Origin of the sequence: Streptococcus mitis (assembly GCF_002096855.1) — a bacterium.
Taxonomy (GTDB): Bacteria; Bacillota; Bacilli; order Lactobacillales; family Streptococcaceae; genus Streptococcus; species Streptococcus mitis_Y.
Map to the genome: position 1 here is coordinate 106,987 of NZ_NCVH01000028.1, position 21,547 is coordinate 128,533.

Annotated in this window: 18 protein-coding genes; 17 read left to right on the top strand and 1 reads right to left on the bottom strand. The window is 40.0% G+C overall.

Annotated features, from left to right (window positions below):
- Positions 1-10: 10 nt before the first annotated feature.
- The 4 genes from nanB (at position 11) to B7698_RS03265 (ending at position 5,107) form a co-directional block, all read left to right on the top strand.
- Complete coding sequence (gene nanB, locus B7698_RS03250; RefSeq protein WP_001042139.1) at positions 11-2,104, top strand: neuraminidase NanB; 2,094 nt, start codon at positions 11-13, stop codon at positions 2,102-2,104.
- A gap of 12 nt (positions 2,105-2,116) precedes the next feature.
- Complete coding sequence (locus tag B7698_RS03255) at positions 2,117-3,220, top strand: Gfo/Idh/MocA family protein (protein ID WP_000241736.1); 1,104 nt, start codon at positions 2,117-2,119, stop codon at positions 3,218-3,220.
- A 67-nt stretch (positions 3,221-3,287) separates the two neighbouring features.
- Positions 3,288-4,205, top strand: a complete 918-nt coding sequence (locus B7698_RS03260) for a dihydrodipicolinate synthase family protein (protein WP_084864623.1) — start codon at positions 3,288-3,290, stop codon at positions 4,203-4,205.
- 17 nt (positions 4,206-4,222) lie between these two features.
- Complete coding sequence (locus tag B7698_RS03265; RefSeq protein WP_084864624.1) at positions 4,223-5,107, top strand: ROK family protein; 885 nt, start codon at positions 4,223-4,225, stop codon at positions 5,105-5,107.
- 15 nt (positions 5,108-5,122) lie between these two features.
- Here B7698_RS03265 and B7698_RS03270 read toward each other — a convergent pair whose 3' ends face one another.
- A complete protein-coding gene (locus B7698_RS03270; protein ID WP_084864625.1) occupies positions 5,123-5,974 on the bottom strand; it encodes a MurR/RpiR family transcriptional regulator in 852 nt (283 codons plus the stop codon).
- Between the two features lie 189 nt (positions 5,975-6,163).
- Here B7698_RS03270 and pbp2b point away from each other — a divergent pair, with 189 nt between their 5' ends.
- The 13 genes from pbp2b (at position 6,164) to ileS (ending at position 21,366) form a co-directional block, all read left to right on the top strand.
- Positions 6,164-8,221, top strand: coding sequence for a penicillin-binding protein PBP2B (pbp2b, locus tag B7698_RS03275; protein ID WP_084864626.1), 2,058 nt, complete (start codon positions 6,164-6,166; stop codon positions 8,219-8,221).
- Between the two features lie 10 nt (positions 8,222-8,231).
- Positions 8,232-8,828, top strand: a complete 597-nt coding sequence (gene recR / locus B7698_RS03280; protein ID WP_000966748.1) for a recombination mediator RecR — start codon at positions 8,232-8,234, stop codon at positions 8,826-8,828.
- Between the two features lie 176 nt (positions 8,829-9,004).
- A complete protein-coding gene (locus tag B7698_RS03285) occupies positions 9,005-10,048 on the top strand; it encodes a D-alanine--D-alanine ligase (RefSeq protein WP_084864627.1) in 1,044 nt (347 codons plus the stop codon).
- An 84-nt stretch (positions 10,049-10,132) separates the two neighbouring features.
- On the top strand, positions 10,133-11,506 hold the full coding sequence (locus tag B7698_RS03290; protein ID WP_084864628.1) for a UDP-N-acetylmuramoyl-tripeptide--D-alanyl-D-alanine ligase: 1,374 nt from the start codon (positions 10,133-10,135) through the stop codon (positions 11,504-11,506).
- Positions 11,507-11,600: 94 nt separating this feature from the next.
- Positions 11,601-12,305 (top strand): YwaF family protein, encoded by a 705-nt coding sequence (locus B7698_RS03295; protein WP_049551303.1) that lies wholly within the window; start codon positions 11,601-11,603, stop codon positions 12,303-12,305.
- A 214-nt stretch (positions 12,306-12,519) separates the two neighbouring features.
- On the top strand, positions 12,520-13,899 hold the full coding sequence (ftsA, locus tag B7698_RS03300; RefSeq protein ID WP_004257776.1) for a cell division protein FtsA: 1,380 nt from the start codon (positions 12,520-12,522) through the stop codon (positions 13,897-13,899).
- A 17-nt stretch (positions 13,900-13,916) separates the two neighbouring features.
- Entirely contained in the window at positions 13,917-15,173 is a 1,257-nt protein-coding gene (gene ftsZ / locus B7698_RS03305; RefSeq protein WP_084864629.1) for a cell division protein FtsZ, read from the top strand.
- Between the two features lie 4 nt (positions 15,174-15,177).
- On the top strand, positions 15,178-15,849 hold the full coding sequence (locus tag B7698_RS03310) for a YggS family pyridoxal phosphate-dependent enzyme (protein WP_049511013.1): 672 nt from the start codon (positions 15,178-15,180) through the stop codon (positions 15,847-15,849).
- 9 nt (positions 15,850-15,858) lie between these two features.
- On the top strand, positions 15,859-16,392 hold the full coding sequence (locus B7698_RS03315; protein ID WP_000053356.1) for a cell division protein SepF: 534 nt from the start codon (positions 15,859-15,861) through the stop codon (positions 16,390-16,392).
- A complete protein-coding gene (locus tag B7698_RS03320) occupies positions 16,392-16,655 on the top strand; it encodes a YggT family protein (RefSeq protein WP_004257761.1) in 264 nt (87 codons plus the stop codon). Before B7698_RS03315 ends, B7698_RS03320 begins: the two co-directional genes overlap by 1 nt.
- Positions 16,652-17,437, top strand: coding sequence for a YlmH family RNA-binding protein (locus tag B7698_RS03325; protein WP_084864630.1), 786 nt, complete (start codon positions 16,652-16,654; stop codon positions 17,435-17,437). Before B7698_RS03320 ends, B7698_RS03325 begins: the two co-directional genes overlap by 4 nt.
- Before the next feature lie 8 nt (positions 17,438-17,445).
- A complete protein-coding gene (locus B7698_RS03330; RefSeq protein WP_049544857.1) occupies positions 17,446-18,321 on the top strand; it encodes a DivIVA domain-containing protein in 876 nt (291 codons plus the stop codon).
- 252 nt (positions 18,322-18,573) lie between these two features.
- Positions 18,574-21,366, top strand: coding sequence for an isoleucine--tRNA ligase (gene ileS / locus B7698_RS03340; protein WP_084864631.1), 2,793 nt, complete (start codon positions 18,574-18,576; stop codon positions 21,364-21,366).
- The last annotated feature ends 181 nt before the right edge of the window (positions 21,367-21,547 follow it).

Here is a 21,547-nt window from a genome sequence, read left to right on the forward strand (position 1 = left end):
AAGGAAAAAAATGAATAAGAGAGGTCTTTATTCAAAACTAGGAATTTCTGTTGTAGGCATTAGTCTTTTAATGGGAGTCCCCGCTTTGATTCATGCGAATGAATTAAACTATGGTCAACTGTCCATATCTCCTATTTTTCAAGGAGGTTCATATCAACTGAACAATAAGAGTATAGATATCAGCCCTTTGTTATTAGATAAGTTGTCTGGAGAGAGTCAGACAGTAGTAATGAAATTTAAAGCAGATAAACCAAACTCGCTTCAAGCTTTGTTTGGCCTATCTAATAGTAAAGCAGGCTTTAAAAATAATTACTTTTCAATTTTCATGAGAGATTCTGGTGAGATAGGTGTAGAAATAAGAGACGCTCAAAAGGGAATAAATTATTTATTTTCTAGACCAGCTTCATTATGGGGAAAGCATAAAGGACAGGCAGTTGAAAATACACTAGTATTTGTATCTGATTCTAAAGATAAGACATACACAATGTATGTTAATGGGATAGAAGTGTTCTCTGAAACAGTTGATACATTTTTGCCAATTTCAAATATAAATGGTATAGATAAGGCAACACTAGGATCTGTTAATCGTGAAGGCAAGGATCATTACCTCGCAAAAGGAAGTATTGATGAAATCAGTCTATTTAATAAAGCAATTAGTGATCAGGAAGTTTCAACTATTCCCTTGTCAAATCCATTTCAGTTAATTTTCCAATCAGGAGATTCTACTCAAGCTAACTACTTTAGAATACCGACATTATATACATTAAGTAGTGGAAGAGTTCTATCAAGTATTGATGCACGTTATGGTGGGACTCATGATTCTAAAAGTAAGATTAATATCGCCACTGCTTATAGTGATGATAATGGGAAAACGTGGAGTGAGCCAACTTTTGCTATGAAGTTTAATGACTATGAGGAGCAGTTAGTTTACTGGCCACGAGATAATAAATTAAAGAATAGTCAAATTAGTGGAAGTGCTTCATTTATAGATTCATCCATTGTTGAAGATAAAAAATCTGGGAAAACGATATTATTAGCTGATGTTATGCCTGCGGGTATTGGAAATAATAATGCAAATAAAACTGATTCAGGTTTTAAAGAAATAAATGGTCATTATTATTTAAAACTAAAGAAGAATGGAGATAACGATTTCCGTTATACAGTTAGAGAAAATGGTGTCGTTTACGATGAAACAACAAATAAACCTACAAATTATACTGTAAATGATAAGTATGAAGTTTTGGAGGGAGGAAAGTCTTTAACAGTCGAACAATATTCGGTTGATTTTGATAGTGGCTCTCTAAGAGAAAGGCATAATGGAAAACAGGTTCCTATGAATGTTTTCTACAAAGATTCGTTATTTAAAGTGACTCCTACTAATTATATAGCAATGACAACTAGTCAGAATAGAGGAGAGAGTTGGGAACAATTTAAGTTATTGCCTCCGTTCTTAGGAGAAAAACATAATGGAACTTACTTATGTCCCGGACAAGGTTTAGCATTAAAATCAAGTAACAGATTAATTTTTGCAACATATACCAGTGGTGAACTAACTTATCTCATTTCTGATGATAGTGGTCAAACATGGAAGAAATCCTCAGCTTCAATTCCGTTTAAGAATGCGACAGCAGAAGCGCAAATGGTTGAAATGAGAGATGGTGTGATTAGAACATTCTTTAGAACTACTACAGGTAAGATTGCCTATATGACTAGTAGAGATTCTGGAGAAACATGGTCAGAAGTTTCGTATATCGATGGAATTCAACAAACTTCATATGGTACACAAGTATCTGCAATTAAATACTCTCAATTAATTGATGGAAAAGAAGCAGTCATTTTGAGTACACCAAATTCTAAAAATGGCCGTAAGGGAGGTCAATTAGTTGTCGGTTTAGTCAATAAAGAAGATGATAGTATTGATTGGAAGTACCACTATGACATTGATTTACCTTCGTATGGTTATGCATATTCTGCAATTACAGAATTGCCAAATCATCACATAGGTGTATTGTTTGAAAAATATGATTCATGGTCGAGAAATGAATTGCATTTAAGCAATGTAGTTCAGTATATAGATTTGGAAATTAATGATTTAACAAAATAAAGGAGAAAAAACATGGTTAAATACGGTGTTGTTGGAACAGGATATTTTGGAGCTGAGTTGGCTCGTTATATGCAAAAGAATGATGGAGCAGAGATTACTCTTCTCTATGACCCAGATAATGCAGAGGCGATTGCAGAGGAGTTGGGAGCAAAAGTAGCAAGTTCCCTAGATGAGTTGGTTTCTAGCGATGAAGTAGATTGTGTTATTGTCGCAACTCCAAATAATCTTCATAAAGAACCAGTTATCAAGGCCGCACAACATGGTAAAAATGTTTTCTGTGAAAAACCAATTGCGCTTTCTTATCAAGATTGTCGCGAGATGGTAGATGCATGTAAAGAAAACAATGTAACCTTTATGGCAGGACATATTATGAACTTCTTCAATGGTGTCCATCATGCAAAAGAACTAATTAATCAAGGAGTTATAGGAGACGTTCTATATTGTCACACAGCTCGTAATGGTTGGGAAGAACAACAACCGTCAGTATCATGGAAAAAAATTCGTGAAAAATCAGGTGGTCACTTGTATCACCACATCCATGAGTTGGATTGTGTTCAATTCCTTATGGGTGGCATGCCTGAAACTGTAACTATGACAGGTGGAAATGTTGCCCATGAAGGTGAAAATTTCGGTGATGAAGATGATATGATTTTTGTCAATATGGAATTTTCTAATAAGCGTTTTGCCTTGTTAGAATGGGGTTCAGCTTATCGTTGGGGTGAACATTATGTTTTGATTCAAGGAACGAAAGGTGCTATCCGCTTAGACTTATTCAACTGTAAAGGAACTCTTAAGCTAGATGGACAAGAAAGCTATTTCTTGATTCATGAATCACAAGAAGAAGATGATGATCGTACTCGTATCTATCATAGTACAGAGATGGACGGAGCAATTGCTTATGGTAAACCAGGTAAACGTACTCCGTTATGGCTATCATCTGTCATTGACAAAGAAATGCGCTATCTACATGAGATTATGCAAGGAGCTCCAGTATCAGAAGAATTTGCAAAATTGTTGACAGGTGAAGCTGCTCTAGAAGCGATTGCTACTGCAGATGCTTGTACTCAATCTATGTTCGAAGATCGTAAAGTAAAATTGTCAGAAATTGTAAAATAAACATAATGTAAAGGGGATGAAAAATTTATTTTCTCCCCTCATTTCGGAAATAAGTTAGGAGAAATCTATGTCAGATTTAAAAAAATACGAAGGTGTCATTCCAGCTTTCTACGCATGTTATGATGATCAAGGAGAAGTAAGTCCAGAGCGTACGCGTGCCTTGGTGGAATACTTCATTGATAAAGGTGTTCAAGGTCTTTATGTTAATGGTTCTTCTGGTGAATGTATCTACCAAAGCGTTGAAGACCGTAAATTAATCTTAGAAGAAGTCATGGCAGTTGCCAAAGGTAAGTTGACTATTATTGCTCACGTAGCTTGCAATAATACTAAAGATAGTATGGAACTTGCTCGCCACGCAGAAAGCTTAGGAGTAGATGCTATTGCAACGATTCCGCCGATTTATTTCCGCTTGCCAGAATACTCAGTTGCTAAATACTGGAATGACATTAGTGCTGCAGCTCCAAACACAGACTACGTGATTTATAACATTCCTCAATTAGCTGGTGTTGCTTTGACGCCAAGTCTCTACACTGAAATGTTGAAAAATCCTCGTGTTATCGGTGTTAAGAACTCTTCTATGCCAGTTCAAGATATCCAAACCTTTGTCAGCCTTGGTGGGGAAGACCACATCGTCTTTAATGGTCCAGATGAGCAGTTCTTAGGTGGTCGTCTCATGGGAGCTAAAGCTGGTATCGGTGGTACTTATGGTGCTATGCCAGAACTCTTCTTGAAACTCAACCAATTGATTGCTGACAAAGACTTAGAAACAGCGCGTGAATTACAATACGCTATCAACGCTATCATTGGTAAACTCACTTCTGCACATGGAAATATGTATGGTGTGATTAAGGAAGTCTTGAAGATCAATGAAGGACTGAATATTGGTTCTGTTCGTTCACCATTGACACCAGTGACTGAAGAAGATCGTCCAGTTGTAGAAGCAGCTGCAGCCTTGATTCGTGAAACCAAGGAGCGCTTCCTCTAATCCATAAGGAGGTATTTATGACACACTACGTTGCAATTGATATCGGTGGAACAAATATCAAATATGGTTTGATCGACCAAGAAGGCCAACTTGTTGAATCGCATGAAATGCCAACAGAGGCGCATAAAGGTGGACCTCATATCTTACAAAAGACCAAAGATATCGTAGCCAGCTATTTAAAACAAGGACCAGTAGCAGGTGTTGCCATTTCTTCTGCAGGAATGGTGGATCCTGATAAGGGTGAGATTTTCTATGCTGGGCCTCAAATCCCTAACTACGCAGGCACCCAGTTCAAAAAGGAAATCGAGACTAGCTTTGCGATTCCTTGTGAAATTGAAAATGATGTCAACTGTGCAGGTCTTGCTGAAGCGGTATCTGGTTCAGGCAAGGGAGCGAGTGTGACACTTTGCTTGACCATTGGAACCGGTATCGGTGGTTGCTTGATTATGGATGGGAAAGTCTTCCATGGTTTTAGCAATTCAGCTTGTGAAGTTGGTTATATGCATATGCAGGATGGAGATTTCCAAGACTTGGCCTCTACAACAGCCTTGGTGGAGTATGTAGCAGCAGGTCATGGAGATCCAGTTGACCAGTGGAATGGTCGACGTATCTTTAAGGAAGCCACTGAAGGAAACAAGATTTGTATGGCTGGTATTGACCGCATGGTAGACTATCTAGGAAAAGGTCTGGCAAATATTTGCTATGTGGCCAATCCAGAAGTAGTCATTCTCGGTGGCGGTATAATGGGGCAAGAGGCTATCCTCAAGCCTAAAATTCGAAAAGCTTTGAAAGATGCTTTGGTACCAAGTCTGGCTGATAAGACGAGATTAGAATTTGCCCATCATCAAAATACAGCAGGTATGTTGGGTGCTTATTATCACTTTAAAACAAAACAATCCTAGTTTGGTTAAACCAAACTAGGATTTTCTTATACGTTTTTGTCTACGATAACCATTGAGTTTTTTATTTTCCCAGTAGCTATTAAAGATTTTCTCCTTGCTTTCACGATTGATTTCCAAAAAGTAGGCATAAATCAAATCGATAAAGAAGAGCATAGGAAGTTGAGCGGATATACGTTGGATGTAAGAAGACTGGCTGTGGGTGGCTACAAGAACAGTCTCTGTATAGGCTTGACTATCTTTATTGGGAACACTTGTAAAAAGTACAGTCTTTGCCCCCATCTCCTTAGCGTCTAATAGACTATCTAAAATAGAAGGAGTTGTGCCAGAAAGTGAGAAACCGAGTACGAGACAATTCTCATCCATAATACTGGTTGTCCAAGCAAAACCATCTTGGTCAGTCAAGGCCTCGCAGACCACACCCAGACGCATGAAGCGCAATTTCATTTCACGGGCGACAAGGCCAGAACTACCTGTTCCGAAGAAGTAGACACGCTCAGCATCTTCGATTAATTGGGCAATTCGTTCTAGTTGTTCTTCGTCAATCAAGTCCTGTGTTTGTTCCCGCATATTGCTATAACTTCTGAGGACTCGTTTTGTCAGTGGACTATGTTTGTGAGAATGGGTGTCTTGTTTCTCTGCTTGGTGTTGGTATTGGAAAATAAATTCTCGATAACCTGTAAAACCACACTTTTTAGAAAAGCGGGTCAGAGCAGCCTGAGAAATATGTAATTTTTGAGTAACCTGCTGGGATGATAAATCATCTGCAATGGTTTCAGATTGTAAAAAATAGCGAGCGATTTCTTGCTCTAAATCTGTCATTTCTTCGAAGTGGGAATCAATGAGGGTTGCTATATCTGGTTTGTCCATAGAAAGGCTCCTTTAAATGAGTCGTATTGGAAAAAGACTGGGTCATCGAACTTTTACATTTATTATATCATATAATATAGAGATAGATAAATAAAATCGCATTTTCCTGTAAAATGGAAAAAGGTCCCTTCTTTTCCATAATTTTCTTCTCAAATTGTGGTACAATGAAAAGTGAGATTTTAAATAGAAATGAGACTGATTTGTATGAGAAAATTTGACAGCCATTCGATTCCGATTCGGCTTAATTTATTGTTTTCAATTGTCATTTTACTCTTTATGGCCATTATTGGTCGCCTGCTTTATATGCAGGTTTTGAACAAGGATTTTTATGAGACAAAATTAGCATCTGCTAGTAAAACAAAGGTGACTACTAGTTCGGCTCGGGGCGAAATTTATGATGCCAGCGGCAAGCCCTTGGTTGAAAATACTGTGAAACAAGTTGTTTCCTTTACTCGAAACAACAAAATGACGGCTGCCGATTTAAAAGAAACAGCCAAGAAGTTGCTGGCTTATGTGGGAGTTTCTTCTCCAACATTGACTGACCGACAGTTGGTAGACTATTATCTAGCAGATCAAGATGTCTATAAGAAAGCAGTGGAAAGTTTACCACGTGAGAAGCGACTTGATTCTGATGGCAATCAATTATCTGAGTCCGAACTTTACAATAATACTGTTGAAAGTATCGATCCAAGTCAATTGGCCTACTCTGATGACGAAAAGAAAGAAATTTATCTTTTTAGCCAACTCAATGCAGTTGGAAATTTTGCGACAGGGACCATTGCGACAGACTCCTTGTCAGATACACAGATTGCATTGATTGCTTCAGCTTCTAAGAATTTACCTGGGATCAGTATTTCAACTTCGTGGGATCGAAAAGTTCTAGAGACTTCTCTTTCGTCTATAGTAGGAAGTGTATCCAGTGAAAAAGCTGGTCTTCCAGCTGAAGAAGCAGATGCTTATATCAAAAAGGGTTATTCTTTAAATGACCGTGTTGGGACTTCTTATTTAGAAAAACAATATGAAGAAACCTTGCAAGGAAAACGCTCGGTGAAAGAAATCCATCTAGACAAGTATGGCAATATGGAAAGTGTCGAAAATATCGAAGATGGTACCAAAGGGAATAATATTAAACTGACTATTGATTTGGCCTTCCAAGATAGCGTGGACAATCTGCTTAAGAGTTATTTCAATTCCGAACTGGGAAATGGAGGAGCCAAGTATTCTGAAGGTGTGTATGCAGTTGCTTTGAACCCAAAAACAGGTGCGGTTTTGTCTATGTCAGGGCTAAAACATGACTTGAAAACGGGAGATTTAACACCTGATTCCTTGGGAACAGTAACCAATGTCTTTGTCCCGGGTTCGGTTGTCAAGGCGGCGACCATCAGCTCTGGTTGGGAGAATGGAGTCTTATCAGGGAATCAGACCTTGACAGACCAACCGATTGTCTTCCAAGGTTCAGCTCCAATTAATTCTTGGTATACTCAAGCCTACGGTTCATTCCCGATTACAGCTGTGGAAGCCTTGGAGTATTCTTCTAATACCTACATGGTCCAAACGGCTTTGGGCATCATGGGTCAAACTTATCAACCTAATATGTTTGTTGGAACCAGCAATTTGGAATCAGCTATGGGGAAACTTCGTGCGACATTTGCGGAATATGGTCTTGGAGCTTCAACAGGCATTGACCTTCCAGATGAGTCAACTGGTTTTATACCAAAAGAGTATAATTTTGCTAATTACATTACCAATGCCTTTGGTCAGTTTGATAACTACACCCCTATGCAATTAGCCCAGTACGTTGGAACTATTGCCAACAACGGTGTTCGGATTGCCCCCCACATTGTCGAGGGGATTTATGGAAACAACGAACAAGGTGGCTTAGGGAACTTAATCCAATCTATTGAAACCAAGGAAATGAATAAAATTAATATTTCTGAGTCTGATGTTTCCATCCTCCAACAAGGATTTTATCAAGTTTCACATGGTGGTAGTGCTTTGACAACAGGTCGTGCCTTTTCAAATGGTGCAGCCGTATCCATCAGCGGGAAAACGGGTACTGCCGAAAGTTATGTTGCAGGTGGTCAAGAAGCCAACAATACCAATGCCGTGGCTTATGCCCCATCAGATAATCCTCAAATCGCGGTAGCTGTTGTCTTTCCACATAACACCAACCTTACAAATGGTGTCGGACCTTCCATTGCGCGCGATATTATCAACCTCTATAACCAACATCATCCAATGAATTAGAAAGGAACAAATGCTTTATCCAACACCTATTGCCAAGCTAATTGACAGTTATTCGAAGTTACCGGGTATCGGGATTAAGACGGCTACCCGTCTGGCCTTCTATACTATTGGAATGTCTGATGACGATGTCAATGAATTTGCTAAAAATCTCCTTTCTGCTAAGAGAGAGCTGACCTACTGTTCCATCTGCGGTCGCCTGACTGATGACGATCCTTGCTCTATCTGTACCGATCCAAGTCGTGACCAGACAACGATTTTAGTTCTCGAGGATAGTCGCGATGTGGCAGCCATGGAGAATATCCAAGAATACCATGGACTCTATCATGTCTTACATGGTCTCATTTCTCCCATGAATGGTATCAGTCCGGACGATATCAATCTCAAGAGCCTCATGACTCGTCTTATGGATAGTGAAGTTTCAGAGGTAATCGTAGCAACAAATGCTACAGCAGATGGTGAAGCGACATCCATGTATCTTTCTCGTTTGCTCAAGCCGGCCGGTATCAAGGTTACGCGTCTAGCACGAGGTCTTGCTGTGGGAGCGGACATCGAGTATGCAGATGAAGTCACACTCTTACGAGCGATTGAAAATCGGACAGAGTTGTAAGTCTAGACAAATTAACACACTCAATTCATTTATACAAAAAATCAAGAAGGCCGATATTTGTTTTATCGGTCTCTTTTTAGATTTCTTGAAGACTAGTATCAGGTTCAAGTTTCAAAAAAAGAAGCAAATATGATATACTAAAGAGCGAGTATTCTATTAGAATTGGAACAAATAATATGAAACAAACGATTATTCTTTTATACGGTGGACGTAGTGCAGAGCGTGAAGTCTCTGTTCTTTCAGCTGAGAGTGTGATGCGTGCGGTTAACTACGATCGTTTTACAGTCAAGACTTTCTTCATTAGTCAGTCAGGTGACTTTATCAAAACTCAGGAATTTAGCCAGACTCCTGATCAAGAGGATCGTCTCATGACCAATGAAACCATTGATTGGGATAAGAAAGTTGCACCAAGTGCCATCTACGAAGAAGGAGCAGTGGTCTTTCCAGTCCTTCACGGTCCGATGGGAGAAGATGGCTCTGTTCAAGGATTCCTTGAAGTTTTAAAAATGCCTTACGTTGGTTGCAACATCTTGTCATCAAGTCTTGCCATGGACAAAATCACGACCAAGCGTGTGTTAGAATCTGTCGGGATTGCTCAAGTTCCTTATGTGGCTATCGTTGAAGGTGACGATGTGACTGCTAAAATCGCTGAAGTGGAAGAAAAATTGACTTATCCAGTCTTCACCAAACCATCAAACATGGGTTCAAGTGTCGGTATTTCCAAGTCTGAAAATCAAGAAGAACTCCGTCAAGCTTTGGAGCTTGCCTTCCAATATGACAGCCGTGTCTTGGTTGAGCAAGGAGTGAATGCCCGTGAAATCGAGGTTGGTCTCTTGGGCAACTACGATGTCAAAAGCACGTTGCCAGGAGAAGTAGTCAAGGATGTTGCTTTCTACGACTACGATGCCAAGTATATTGATAACAAGATTACTATGGATATTCCAGCCAAAATCAGTGATGATGTGGTAGCTGTCATGCGTCAAAATGCAGAAACGGCCTTCCGTGCGATTGGTGGCCTTGGTCTATCTCGTTGCGATTTCTTCTATACAGAAAAGGGCGAGATTTTCCTAAACGAGCTTAATACCATGCCAGGTTTCACCCAGTGGTCTATGTATCCACTACTTTGGGATAATATGGGAATCAGCTACCCAGACCTAATCGAGCGTTTGGTTGACCTTGCCAAGGAAAGTTTTGACAAGCACGAAGCGCATTTGCTATAAAAATGAAAGAGAGGGTAGAAGCCAGAACCGTCACTGCAAGGTGGTCAGAGTTCTCGGACTTCAACCCTTTTTAAAGGAGTAGAAATGAAACTTACAATTCACGAAGTTGCCCAAGCTGTTGGAGCTAAAAATGATGTTAGTCTTTTTGCGGATGCTCAGTTAGAAAAGGCTGAGTTTGATAGTCGTTTGATTGGGACTGGAGATTTATTTGTGCCACTTAAAGGTGCGCGTGACGGTCATGACTTTATTGAAACAGCCTTTGAAAATGGCGCTGCTGTAACCCTGTCTGAGAAAGAGGTTGCAAATCATCCCTACCTTTTAGTAGATGATGTTTTGACTGCCTTTCAACAACTAGCTGCCTACTATCTTGAGAAAACGGGAGTTGATGTCTTTGCAGTTACAGGTTCAAATGGCAAGACAACGACCAAGGATATGTTGGCGCACTTGCTATCAACAACCTACAAAACCTACAAAACACAAGGCAATTACAATAATGAGATTGGCCTTCCCTACACAGTCCTCCATATGCCTGAAGGGACAGAAAAGTTGGTCTTGGAGATGGGACAGGATCACTTGGGAGATATTCATCTCTTGTCAGAATTGGCCCATCCAAAAACAGCCATTGTGACCTTGGTTGGAGAGGCTCATTTGGCCTTTTTCAAAGACCGTTCGGAAATTGCCAAAGGAAAAATGCAAATTGCAGATGGTATGGCTTCAGGTTCCTTGCTTTTGGCACCAGCTGACTCGATTGTAGAGTCCTACTTGCCAACGGATAAAGAGGTAGTCCGTTTTGGGCAAGGAGCAGAGTTGGAAATTACAGACTTGATTGAGCGCAAGGATAGTCTGACCTTTAAGGCTAATTTCTTGGAACAAGCCCTTGATTTGCCAGTGACTGGTAAGTACAATGCCACTAATGCTATGATTGCATCCTATGTTGCCCTGAAAGAAGGAGTGTCAGAGGAGCAAATTCGTCAGGCCTTCCAAAATCTTGAATTGACGCGTAACCGTACCGAGTGGAAGAAAGCAGCCAATGGAGCAGATATTTTGTCTGATGTATACAATGCCAATCCAACTGCTATGAAGTTGATTTTGGAGACATTTTCTGCCATTCCAGCTAATGAAGGGGGCAAGAAAATCGCTGTCTTAGCGGACATGAAGGAACTCGGTGACCAGTCTGTTCAGCTCCATAACCAGATGATTTTGAGCCTCTCGCCAGATGTGCTGGATACCGTTATTTTCTATGGGGAAGATATTGCTGAATTGGCCCAACTTGCCAGTCAAATGTTCCCAATCGGCCATGTTTACTACTTCAAAAAAACAGCTGACGAGGACCAATTTGAAGCTCTAGTCAAGCAGGTTAAGGAAAGCCTCAGTGCCAATGACCAAATCTTGCTCAAAGGCTCTAACTCTATGAACCTAGCCAAGTTGGTAGAAAGTTTAGAACATGAAGACAAGTGATTTTGTCAAACATTTACGTATTTCTAAATCCATTTTTGACAAATAGCATGGTATAATAAAATGCAGGAAAATTTTGAATCATGAGGAAGACTAGATGAATTTATGGGATATTTTCTTTACGACCCAAGCAACAGAACCACCCAAATTTGACCTTTTTTGGTATGTCAGTATATTTACACTCTTGGCTTTGACCTTTTATACAGCCTATCGTTATCGTGAAAAGAAGGCTTATCAACGATTTTTCCAAATCTTGCAGGCAGTTCAGTTAATCCTTCTTTATGGATGGTACGGGGTTAATCATATGCCATTGTCAGAAAGCTTACCCTTTTACCATTGCCGTATGGCTATGTTTGTGGTGCTTTTGCTTCCTGGTCAGTCCAAATATCGGCAGTATTTTGCATTACTAGGAACATTTGGGACATTAGCAGCCTTTGTTTATCCAGTGCCAGATCCTTATCCATTCCCGCATATTGCGATTTTATCCTTTATCTTTGGCCACTTAGCTCTCTTGGGGAACTCTCTAGTTTATCTATTGAGACAGTATAACGCGCGATTGCTGGATGTGAAGGGAATTTTTCTCATGACCTTTGCACTAAATGCCTTGATTTTTGTGGTCAATTTAGTAACAGGTGGAGATTACGGATTCTTGACAAAACCACCATTGGTTGGAGACCATGGCTTAGTAGCTAATTATTTAATCGTTTCCCTGGCCTTATCAGCAGCGATTACGTTAACAAAGAAAATCTTGGAACTATTTTTAGAACAAGAAGCAGAAAAAATGATTGCAAAGAAAGCTTAGAAATGAGCTTTCTTTTTTTCATAAATCTGATTTTTTATAACTTGTTTGGAAAATAAAAAAAGCTAAGGAACGAATGTGAAAAAATGGTAAGTAAATTTAGGAAAAACTAAGCACGATTGGATTTTTTGTGTTATAATATTCTGTGAATAGCTATGCCCTATTTTAGCTATATTGAATAGAAGTTTGAAACTTGGAAGAGAGAGGATGCGATGTAATGGCTAGAGATGGTTTTTTTACAGGCTTAGATATCGGAACTAATTCGATTAAAGTATTGGTTGCCGAGCATAGAAATGGTGAACTTAATGTAATTGGTGTAAGTAATGCCAAGAGTAAAGGTGTAAAGGATGGGATTATCGTTGACATTGAAGCAGCAGCAACTGCTATCAAGTCAGCTATTTCCCAAGCAGAAGAGAAAGCTGGCATTTCAATCAAATCAGTGAATGTTGGTTTGCCTGGAAATCTTTTGCAAGTAGAACCAACTCAAGGTATGATTCCAGTTACATCTGATACAAAAGAAATTACAGATCAAGATGTTGAAAATGTTGTTAAATCAGCCTTGACAAAGAGTATGACACCAGATCGTGAAGTCATTACTTTTATTCCAGAAGAATTTATCGTAGATGGTTTCCAAGGTATTCGTGACCCACGCGGCATGATGGGTGTTCGTCTTGAAATGCGTGGTTTGCTTTACACAGGTCCACGTACTATTCTTCACAATTTACGCAAGACAGTTGAGCGCTCAGGTGTTCAAGTTGAAAATATTATTATTTCACCATTGGCTTTGGTTCGTTCAGTCTTGAACGAAGGAGAGCGTGAATTTGGAGCTACTGTGATTGATATGGGAGCAGGTCAAACAACTGTTGCTACAATCCGTAACCAAGAACTCCAGTTTACAAATATTCTTCAAGAAGGTGGAGATTATGTCACAAAAGATATCTCTAAGGTCTTGAAGACTTCACAGAAATTAGCTGAAGGATTGAAATTGAACTATGGTGAAGCCTACCCTTCACTTGCAAGCAATGAAACCTTCCAAGTTGAAGTAATTGGTGAAGTAGAACCTGTAGAAGTTACAGAAAGCTACCTAGCAGAGATTATTTCAGCCCGCATTAAGCACATTTTTGAACAAATCAAACAAGAGTTGGAAAGAAGACATTTGTTGGATCTTCCAGGTGGGATTGTTCTGATTGGTGGAAATGCTATTTTACCAGGTGTTGTAGAACTTGCACAGGAAGTCTTTGGCGTTGGTGTCAAACTTTACGTTCCAAATCAAGTTGGAATCCGTAATCCTGCCTTCGCTCATGTGATTAGCTTGTCTGAATTTGCTGGTCAATTGACTGAGGTGCATTTATTAGCACAAAGAGCAGTCAAGGGTGAGGATACTTTGCGTCACCAACCAATTAATTTTGGTGGGATGATTCAACGCGTTACGCAAGTAGCACAACCTACCCCTATTCAACCAGTTCAAAATACTGAGGTAGAGCAATCAGCTTCTACGAACGTAGTTGCTCCGAAAGAAGATAAAGTATCTTCTCAAAATAAACCAAAAATCGCAGATCGTTTCCGTGGCTTAATCGGAAGTATGTTTGATGAATAAAAGAGGAAAAATAAACTATGACATTTTCATTTGATACAGCAGCAGCTCAAGGTGCAGTTATTAAAGTAATCGGTGTTGGTGGAGGTGGCGGTAACGCCATTAACCGCATGGTTGACGAAGGTGTTGCAGGCGTAGAATTTATCGCAGCAAACACAGATGTACAAGCTTTGAGTAGTACAAAAGCTGAGACTGTAATTCAGTTAGGCCCTAAATTGACTCGTGGTTTGGGTGCTGGCGGTCGACCTGAAGTTGGTCAAAAGGCAGCTGAAGAAAGCGAAGAAGCCTTGACTCAAGCTATTACTGGAGCAGATATGGTCTTCATTACTGCAGGTATGGGAGGTGGCTCTGGTACTGGTGCAGCTCCTGTTATTGCCCGCATTGCTAAAGATTTAGGTGCTCTTACAGTTGGTGTTGTGACACGTCCTTTCGGTTTTGAAGGAAGCAAACGTGGTCAGTATGCTGTAGAAGGAATCAATCAACTTCGTGAGCATGTGGATACTCTATTGATTATTTCAAACAACAACTTGCTTGAAATTGTTGATAAGAAAACTCCACTTCTTGAAGCTCTTAGCGAAGCAGATAACGTACTTCGCCAAGGTGTTCAAGGGATTACTGATTTGATCACAAACCCTGGTTTGATTAATCTTGACTTTGCCGATGTGAAAACAGTTATGGCAAATAAAGGAAACGCCCTAATGGGTATCGGTATCGGTAGTGGTGAAGAACGTGTGGTAGAAGCAGCTCGTAAGGCAATCTACTCACCACTTCTTGAAACAACTATTGACGGTGCTGAGGATGTCATCGTCAACGTTACTGGTGGTCTCGACTTGACTTTGATTGAGGCAGAAGAAGCTTCAGAAATTGTCAACCAAGCAGCTGGCCAAGGAGTGAACATTTGGCTCGGAACATCTATCGATGAAAACATGAAAGATGAAATCCGTGTTACAGTTGTGGCAACTGGTGTTCGTCAAGATCGTGTTGAAAAAGTTGTGGGCCATGCACCAAGACAAACTGTTCGTCATGAACAAGTAAGCCCAAGTCATGCACACAATCATAATCGTCAGTTTGATATGGCTGAAACTGCAGAAATTCCAAGTCCAGCACCTCGTCGCACAGAAACTTCTCAAACTTCAGCATTTGGTGATTGGGATTTGCGTCGTGAGACAATTGTTCGTCCGACTGATTCAGTTGTATCACCAGTTGAACGTTTTGAAGCGCCATCTTTACATGATGAGGATGAATTAGACACTCCTCCATTTTTCAAAAATCGTTAAGTAAATGAATTTGAAAGAAAATACAGAACGTGTTTTTCAACAAATAAAAGATGCAAGTCAGCAGTCAGGAAGAGAAGTCAATTCTGTTTCGGTTGTTGCTGTTACAAAATATGTAGACGTACCGACAGCGGAGGCTTTGCTTCCGCTAGGTGTGCATCATATTGGTGAAAATCGTGTGGATAAATTTCTTGAGAAATATGAAGCTTTAAAAGATAGAAATATTACCTGGCATTTGATTGGAACCTTGCAAAGACGCAAGGTCAAAGATGTCATTCAGTATGTTGATTATTTCCACGCTTTGGATTCATTAAAGCTAGCAGAGGAAATTCAAAAAAGAAGTGACCGAGTTGTTAAGTGTTTTTTACAAGTAAATATCTCGAGGGAAGAGAGCAAACATGGTTTTTCAAGGGAAGAACTATTGGAGCTCTTACCAGAATTGGCCACCTTAGATAAAATTGAATATGTCGGCTTGATGACCATGGCTCCTTTTGAAGCTAGTAGTGATGAGTTGAAAGAAATTTTTAAAGCTACGCAGGATTTGCAACTAGAAATTAGAGAAAAACAAATTCCCAATATGCCAATGACGGACTTGAGTATGGGTATGAGTCGTGACTATAAGGAAGCGATTGAATTTGGCTCAACATTTGTCAGAATTGGTACAGCATTTTTTAAATAGGAAAGAAATATGTCTTTAAAAGATAGATTTGATAAATTTATAGATTATTTTACAGAAGATGGAGAAGATGTTGGTACTGCATATCAGCCTAAAGCTGAAGAGCCAATTGTGACTCCAGTCCCTTCTGTTCAAGAGTTGCCTCAACAAGCTGGTAGCACGCCATCTAAAGATAAAAACATCACTCGTCTTCATGCCCGTCAACAAGAGTTGGCTATGCAAAGTCAACGTTCTACTGATAAGGTGACAATTGATGTTCGTTATCCACGTAAATACGAAGATGCCACAGATATTGTTGATTTATTAGCTGGTAACGAAAGTATTTTGATTGATTTCCAATATATGACAGAAGTTCAAGCTCGTCGTTGTTTGGACTATCTGGATGGGGCGCGCCATGTTTTAGCTGGTAACATGAAAAAGGTAGCATCTACTATGTACCTGCTGACACCAGTTGATGTTGTTGTCAATATTGAAGACATCAAAATTCCAGATGAATCACAAAATGGTGAATTTGGCTTTGATATGAAACGTACGAGAGTGAGATAATGATCTTTCTCATTCGTTTTGTTCAAAATGCAGTGGATATCTATTCACTGATTTTAATCGTGTTTGCTCTGATGTCTTGGTTTCCCAATGCTTATGAATCACGTCTTGGACGCTTGATTATTAGTTTAGTGAAACCGATAATAGCTCCCTTGCAACGTTTACCCCTCCAGATTGCAGGTCTTGACTTGTCTGTCTGGATTGCGGTATTACTAGTTCACTTCCTAGGGGAGCAGTTGATTCGACTTTTAGTGATCTTTCTATGAACAAGATGATTTATCAACACTTTTCTAAGAATGATTCGTCTTTTATTGATAAGGGAGTAGAATGGATAAAAAAGGTAGAAGATTCTTATTCTCCTTTTTTAACACCCTTTGTAAATCCCCATCAAGAAAAGATTTTAAAGGTTCTAGCATCAACCAACGGCATCTCCTACATGAGCAGTCGGCAGTTTCTTGAAACTGAATATGTACGGGTACTCCTGTATCCTGATTATTTTGAGCCGGAATTCTCTGATTTTGAAATTTCCTTGCAAGAAATTGTCTATCCTAATAAGTTTGAACGCTTAACGCATGCAAAAATATTAGGAACTGTTTTAAATCAGCTAGGAATTGATAGGAAGCTATTTGGTGATATCTTAGTCAATGAAGAGAGGGCACAGATTATCATTAATCGACAGTTTATGCTCCTTTTTCAAGACGGCATTACGAAAATTGCTCGTTTACCAGTTCGTCTAGAAGAACGGGATTTTACTGAGAGAATTGCTACAGTAGAAGATTATCAAGAATTAGATATTTGTATTGCTAGTTCTAGATTAGATGTTTTTCTAGCAGGTGTCTTCAAGCTGTCTAGAAATCAGGCAAGTCAGTTAATTGAAAAACAGGCAGTCCAAGTGAATTACCATTTAGTTGAAAAATCAGATTATGCAGTTCAAGTTGGTGATTTGATTAGTTTAAGGAAATTTGGTCGATTGAAACTCGTTAGAGATAATGGGCAAACAAAAAAAGATAAAAAGAAATTAACGGTCCAATTGTTATTAAGTAAGTGAGGAAAAATATGCCAATTACATCGTTAGAAATCAAAGATAAAACTTTTAGCACACGCTTCAGAGGGTTTGATCAAGAAGAAGTAGATGAGTTTTTAGATATTGTAGTCCGTGATTATGAAGATTTGGTTCGCTCTAATCATGATAAGGATTTACAAATTAAGAGTTTGGAAGAGCGTTTGTCTTACTTTGATGAGATGAAAGATTCATTGAGTCAATCTGTATTGATTGCACAAGATACAGCAGAGCGAGTAAAACAAGCTGCAACGGAACGTTCAAACAATATTATCCAACAAGCAGAGCAAGATGCCCAACGTTTGTTGGAAGAAGCTAAGTACAAGGCAAATGAAATTCTTCGTCAAGCAACTGACAATGCTAAGAAGGTTGCTGTTGAAACAGAAGAATTGAAGAACAAGAGTCGTGTCTTCCATCAACGTCTTAAATCAACAATTGAGAGCCAGTTAGCAATTGTTGAATCTTCAGATTGGGAAGATATTCTTCGTCCAACAGCGACTTATCTTCAGACAAGTGATGAGGCCTTCAAAGAAGTGGTCAGCGAAGTCTTAGGTGACTCTGTCTTGCAACAACATCCAGAGGAAGAACCAATTGATATTACTCGCCAGTTTTCTCCCGAGGAAATGGCTGAGTTGCAAGCGCGTATCGAAGCGGCTAATAAGGAACTTGCAGAAGCCGAAGCAAGAGCTGAGCAGGAACAAGTGGTTTCACCAGCTCCGGTTGTTGAAGAAAGTCCAGCTCATCCAGTTGGTCCAATGTATGAAGAGCCAGAAGTAGCTCCAAGCCATTATTCAGGACCAACACCAGCTACTGAAGCTGTAAACTCAGAACCAGGTTTTGCGGCACCGCAAGAATCTGTTACAATTTTATAAGAAATAATCTGAGAACAATATCTTATCCTTATATTTCCAGCGAGCAGGAGATGGTGTGAGTCCTGCATTCCCTAACGATAAGATTATCCTCTCAAAAACTCAAGTCTGAAAGAAGTAAGATTTGACGTTCCCCACGTTACGGGATAAGAGGGAGAAAGACTAAATCTTTTTCCGAATAAAGGTGGTACCACGATTTTCGTCCTTTTTGGCAGTCGTGGTTTTTAATTTGTTATTATTTATAAAGGAGATACCATGAAACTCAAAGATACCCTTAACCTTGGGAAAACAGCTTTCCCAATGCGTGCAGGTCTTCCTACCAAAGAGCCAGTTTGGCAAAAGGAATGGGAAGATGCAAAACTTTACCAACGTCGTCAAGAATTGAACCAAGGAAAACCTCATTTCACCTTGCATGATGGTCCTCCATACGCGAACGGAAATATTCACGTTGGACACGCTATGAACAAGATTTCAAAAGATATCATTGTTCGTTCTAAGTCTATGTCAGGATTTTATGCTCCTTATATTCCAGGTTGGGATACACATGGTCTGCCAATCGAGCAAGTTTTGGCAAAACAAGGTATCAAACGCAAAGAAATGGACTTGGTTGAGTACTTGAAACTTTGCCGTGAATACGCTCTTTCTCAAGTAGATAAACAACGCGAAGACTTCAAACGTTTGGGTGTTTCTGGTGACTGGGAAAATCCATATGTGACTTTGACTCCTGACTATGAAGCAGCTCAAATTCGTGTATTTGGTGAGATGGCTAATAAAGGTTATATCTACCGTGGTGCCAAGCCAGTTTACTGGTCATGGTCTTCTGAGTCAGCCCTTGCTGAAGCGGAGATTGAATACCATGATTTGGTTTCAACTTCTCTTTACTATGCCAATAAGGTAAAAGATGGCAAAGGTGTTCTAGATACAGATACTTATATCGTAGTTTGGACAACTACTCCATTTACCATCACAGCTTCTCGTGGTTTGACTGTTGGAGCGGATATTGATTACGTCTTGGTTCAACCTGCTGGTGAAGCTCGTAAGTTTGTCGTTGCTGCAGAATTATTGACTAGCTTGTCTGAGAAATTTGGCTGGGTTGATGTTCAAGTTTTGGCAACTTACCGTGGTCAAGAATTGAACCACATTGTAACAGAACACCCATGGGACACAGCCGTAGATGAGTTGGTGATTCTTGGTGACCACGTTACAACTGACTCTGGTACAGGTATCGTCCATACAGCCCCTGGTTTTGGTGAGGATGACTACAATGTCGGTATTGCTAATGGTCTTGAAGTCGCAGTGACTGTTGACGAACGTGGTATCATGATGAAGAATGCTGGTCCTGAGTTTGAAGGTCAATTCTATGAAAAGGTAGTTCCAACTGTTATCGAGAAACTTGGTAACCTCCTTCTTGCCCAAGAAGAAATCTCTCACTCATACCCATTTGACTGGCGTACTAAGAAACCAATCATCTGGCGTGCAGTACCACAATGGTTTGCCTCAGTTTCTAAATTCCGTCAAGAAATCTTGGATGAAATTGAAAAGGTTAAATTCCACTCAGAATGGGGTAAAGTCCGTCTTTACAACATGATCCGTGACCGTGGCGACTGGGTTATCTCTCGTCAACGTGCTTGGGGTGTTCCACTTCCAATCTTCTACGCTGAAGACGGTACAGCGATTATGACAGCTGAAACTATTGAGCATGTAGCTCAACTCTTTGAAGAACATGGTTCAAGCATTTGGTGGGAACGTGATGCCAAAGACCTCTTACCAGAAGGATTTACTCATCCAGGTTCACCAAATGGCGAATTCAAGAAAGAAACAGACATCATGGACGTTTGGTTTGACTCAGGTTCATCATGGAATGGAGTGGTAGTAAACCGTCCTGAGTTGACTTACCCAGCAGACCTTTACCTAGAAGGTTCTGACCAGTACCGTGGTTGGTTCAACTCATCACTCATCACATCTGTTGCCAACCATGGCGTAGCACCTTACAAACAAATCTTGTCACAAGGTTTTGCTCTTGACGGTAAAGGTGAGAAGATGTCTAAATCTCTTGGAAATACCATTGCTCCAAGCGATGTTGAAAAACAATTTGGTGCTGAAATCTTGCGTCTTTGGGTAACAAGTGTAGACTCAAGCAATGACGTACGTATCTCTATGGATATCTTGAGCCAAGTCTCTGAAACTTACCGTAAGATTCGTAACACTCTTCGTTTCTTGATTGCCAATACATCTGACTTTAACCCAGCTGTGGATGCAGTAGCTTACGAAGAACTTCGTTCAGTTGATAAGTACATGACGATTCGCTTTAACCAGCTTGTTAAGACCATTCGTGATGCTTATGCCAACTTTGAATTCTTGACAATCTACAAGGCCTTGGTGAACTTTATCAACGTTGATTTGTCAGCCTTCTACCTTGATTTTGCTAAGGACGTTGTTTACATCGAAGGTGCTAAATCATTGGAACGCCGTCAAATGCAGACTGTTTTCTATGACATTCTTGTGAAAATCACCAAACTCTTGACACCAATCCTTCCTCACACTGCGGAAGAAATCTGGTCATACCTTGAGTTTGAAACAGAAGACTTCGTTCAATTATCAGAATTGCCAGAAGCGGAAACTTTTGCTAACCAAGAGGAAATCTTGGACACATGGGCAGCCTTCATGGACTTCCGTGGGCAAGCTCAAAAAGCCTTGGAAGAGGCTCGTAATGCCAAAGTTATCGGTAAATCACTTGAAGCTCACTTGACAGTTTATCCAAATGAAGTTGTGAAAACGCTTCTTGGAGCAGTGAACAGCAATGTGGCTCAACTTTTGATTGTGTCTGAATTGACCATCGCAGAAGGACCAGCTCCAGAAGCTGCCGTTAGCTTCGAAGATGTAGCCTTCACTGTTGAACGCGCTGCAGGTGAAGTATGTGACCGTTGCCGTCGCATCGACCCAACAACAGCAGAACGCAGCTACCACGCAGTTATCTGTGACCACTGTGCAAGCATCGTAGAAGAAAACTTCGCGGACGCAGTCGCAGAAGGATTTGAAGAGAAATAAGGTTGAAAAGTCTAGATAAAACTCAATTTGAGAAAAAAAGACAACTAATCTTATAGACTATAAAACGCATTATATCAAGTTTTTGAGGCTCTTTGTCAACTGTAGTGGGTTGAAGAAAAGCTAAGCTCGAGAAAGGACAGATTTAGTCCTTTCTTTTTTGATATTGAGAGCGATAAAAATC

What these genes read in the sequence shown, in the direction of transcription:
- B7698_RS03265 (WP_084864624.1), top strand. Translation starts at nt 4,223, where the DNA reads ATGACACACTACGTTGCAATTGATATCGGTGGAACAAATATCAAATAT.
- nanB (WP_001042139.1), top strand. Translation starts at nt 11, where the DNA reads ATGAATAAGAGAGGTCTTTATTCAAAACTAGGAATTTCTGTTGTAGGC.
- ftsA (WP_004257776.1), top strand. Translation starts at nt 12,520, where the DNA reads ATGGCTAGAGATGGTTTTTTTACAGGCTTAGATATCGGAACTAATTCG.
- B7698_RS03270 (WP_084864625.1), bottom strand. Translation starts at nt 5,974, where the DNA reads ATGGACAAACCAGATATAGCAACCCTCATTGATTCCCACTTCGAAGAA.
- recR (WP_000966748.1), top strand. Translation starts at nt 8,232, where the DNA reads ATGCTTTATCCAACACCTATTGCCAAGCTAATTGACAGTTATTCGAAG.
- B7698_RS03290 (WP_084864628.1), top strand. Translation starts at nt 10,133, where the DNA reads ATGAAACTTACAATTCACGAAGTTGCCCAAGCTGTTGGAGCTAAAAAT.
- B7698_RS03310 (WP_049511013.1), top strand. Translation starts at nt 15,178, where the DNA reads ATGAATTTGAAAGAAAATACAGAACGTGTTTTTCAACAAATAAAAGAT.
- B7698_RS03325 (WP_084864630.1), top strand. Translation starts at nt 16,652, where the DNA reads ATGAACAAGATGATTTATCAACACTTTTCTAAGAATGATTCGTCTTTT.
- B7698_RS03295 (WP_049551303.1), top strand. Translation starts at nt 11,601, where the DNA reads ATGAATTTATGGGATATTTTCTTTACGACCCAAGCAACAGAACCACCC.
- ftsZ (WP_084864629.1), top strand. Translation starts at nt 13,917, where the DNA reads ATGACATTTTCATTTGATACAGCAGCAGCTCAAGGTGCAGTTATTAAA.
- pbp2b (WP_084864626.1), top strand. Translation starts at nt 6,164, where the DNA reads ATGAGACTGATTTGTATGAGAAAATTTGACAGCCATTCGATTCCGATT.
- B7698_RS03260 (WP_084864623.1), top strand. Translation starts at nt 3,288, where the DNA reads ATGTCAGATTTAAAAAAATACGAAGGTGTCATTCCAGCTTTCTACGCA.
- B7698_RS03315 (WP_000053356.1), top strand. Translation starts at nt 15,859, where the DNA reads ATGTCTTTAAAAGATAGATTTGATAAATTTATAGATTATTTTACAGAA.
- ileS (WP_084864631.1), top strand. Translation starts at nt 18,574, where the DNA reads ATGAAACTCAAAGATACCCTTAACCTTGGGAAAACAGCTTTCCCAATG.
- B7698_RS03285 (WP_084864627.1), top strand. Translation starts at nt 9,005, where the DNA reads ATGAAACAAACGATTATTCTTTTATACGGTGGACGTAGTGCAGAGCGT.
- B7698_RS03255 (WP_000241736.1), top strand. Translation starts at nt 2,117, where the DNA reads ATGGTTAAATACGGTGTTGTTGGAACAGGATATTTTGGAGCTGAGTTG.
- B7698_RS03330 (WP_049544857.1), top strand. Translation starts at nt 17,446, where the DNA reads ATGCCAATTACATCGTTAGAAATCAAAGATAAAACTTTTAGCACACGC.
- B7698_RS03320 (WP_004257761.1), top strand. Translation starts at nt 16,392, where the DNA reads ATGATCTTTCTCATTCGTTTTGTTCAAAATGCAGTGGATATCTATTCA.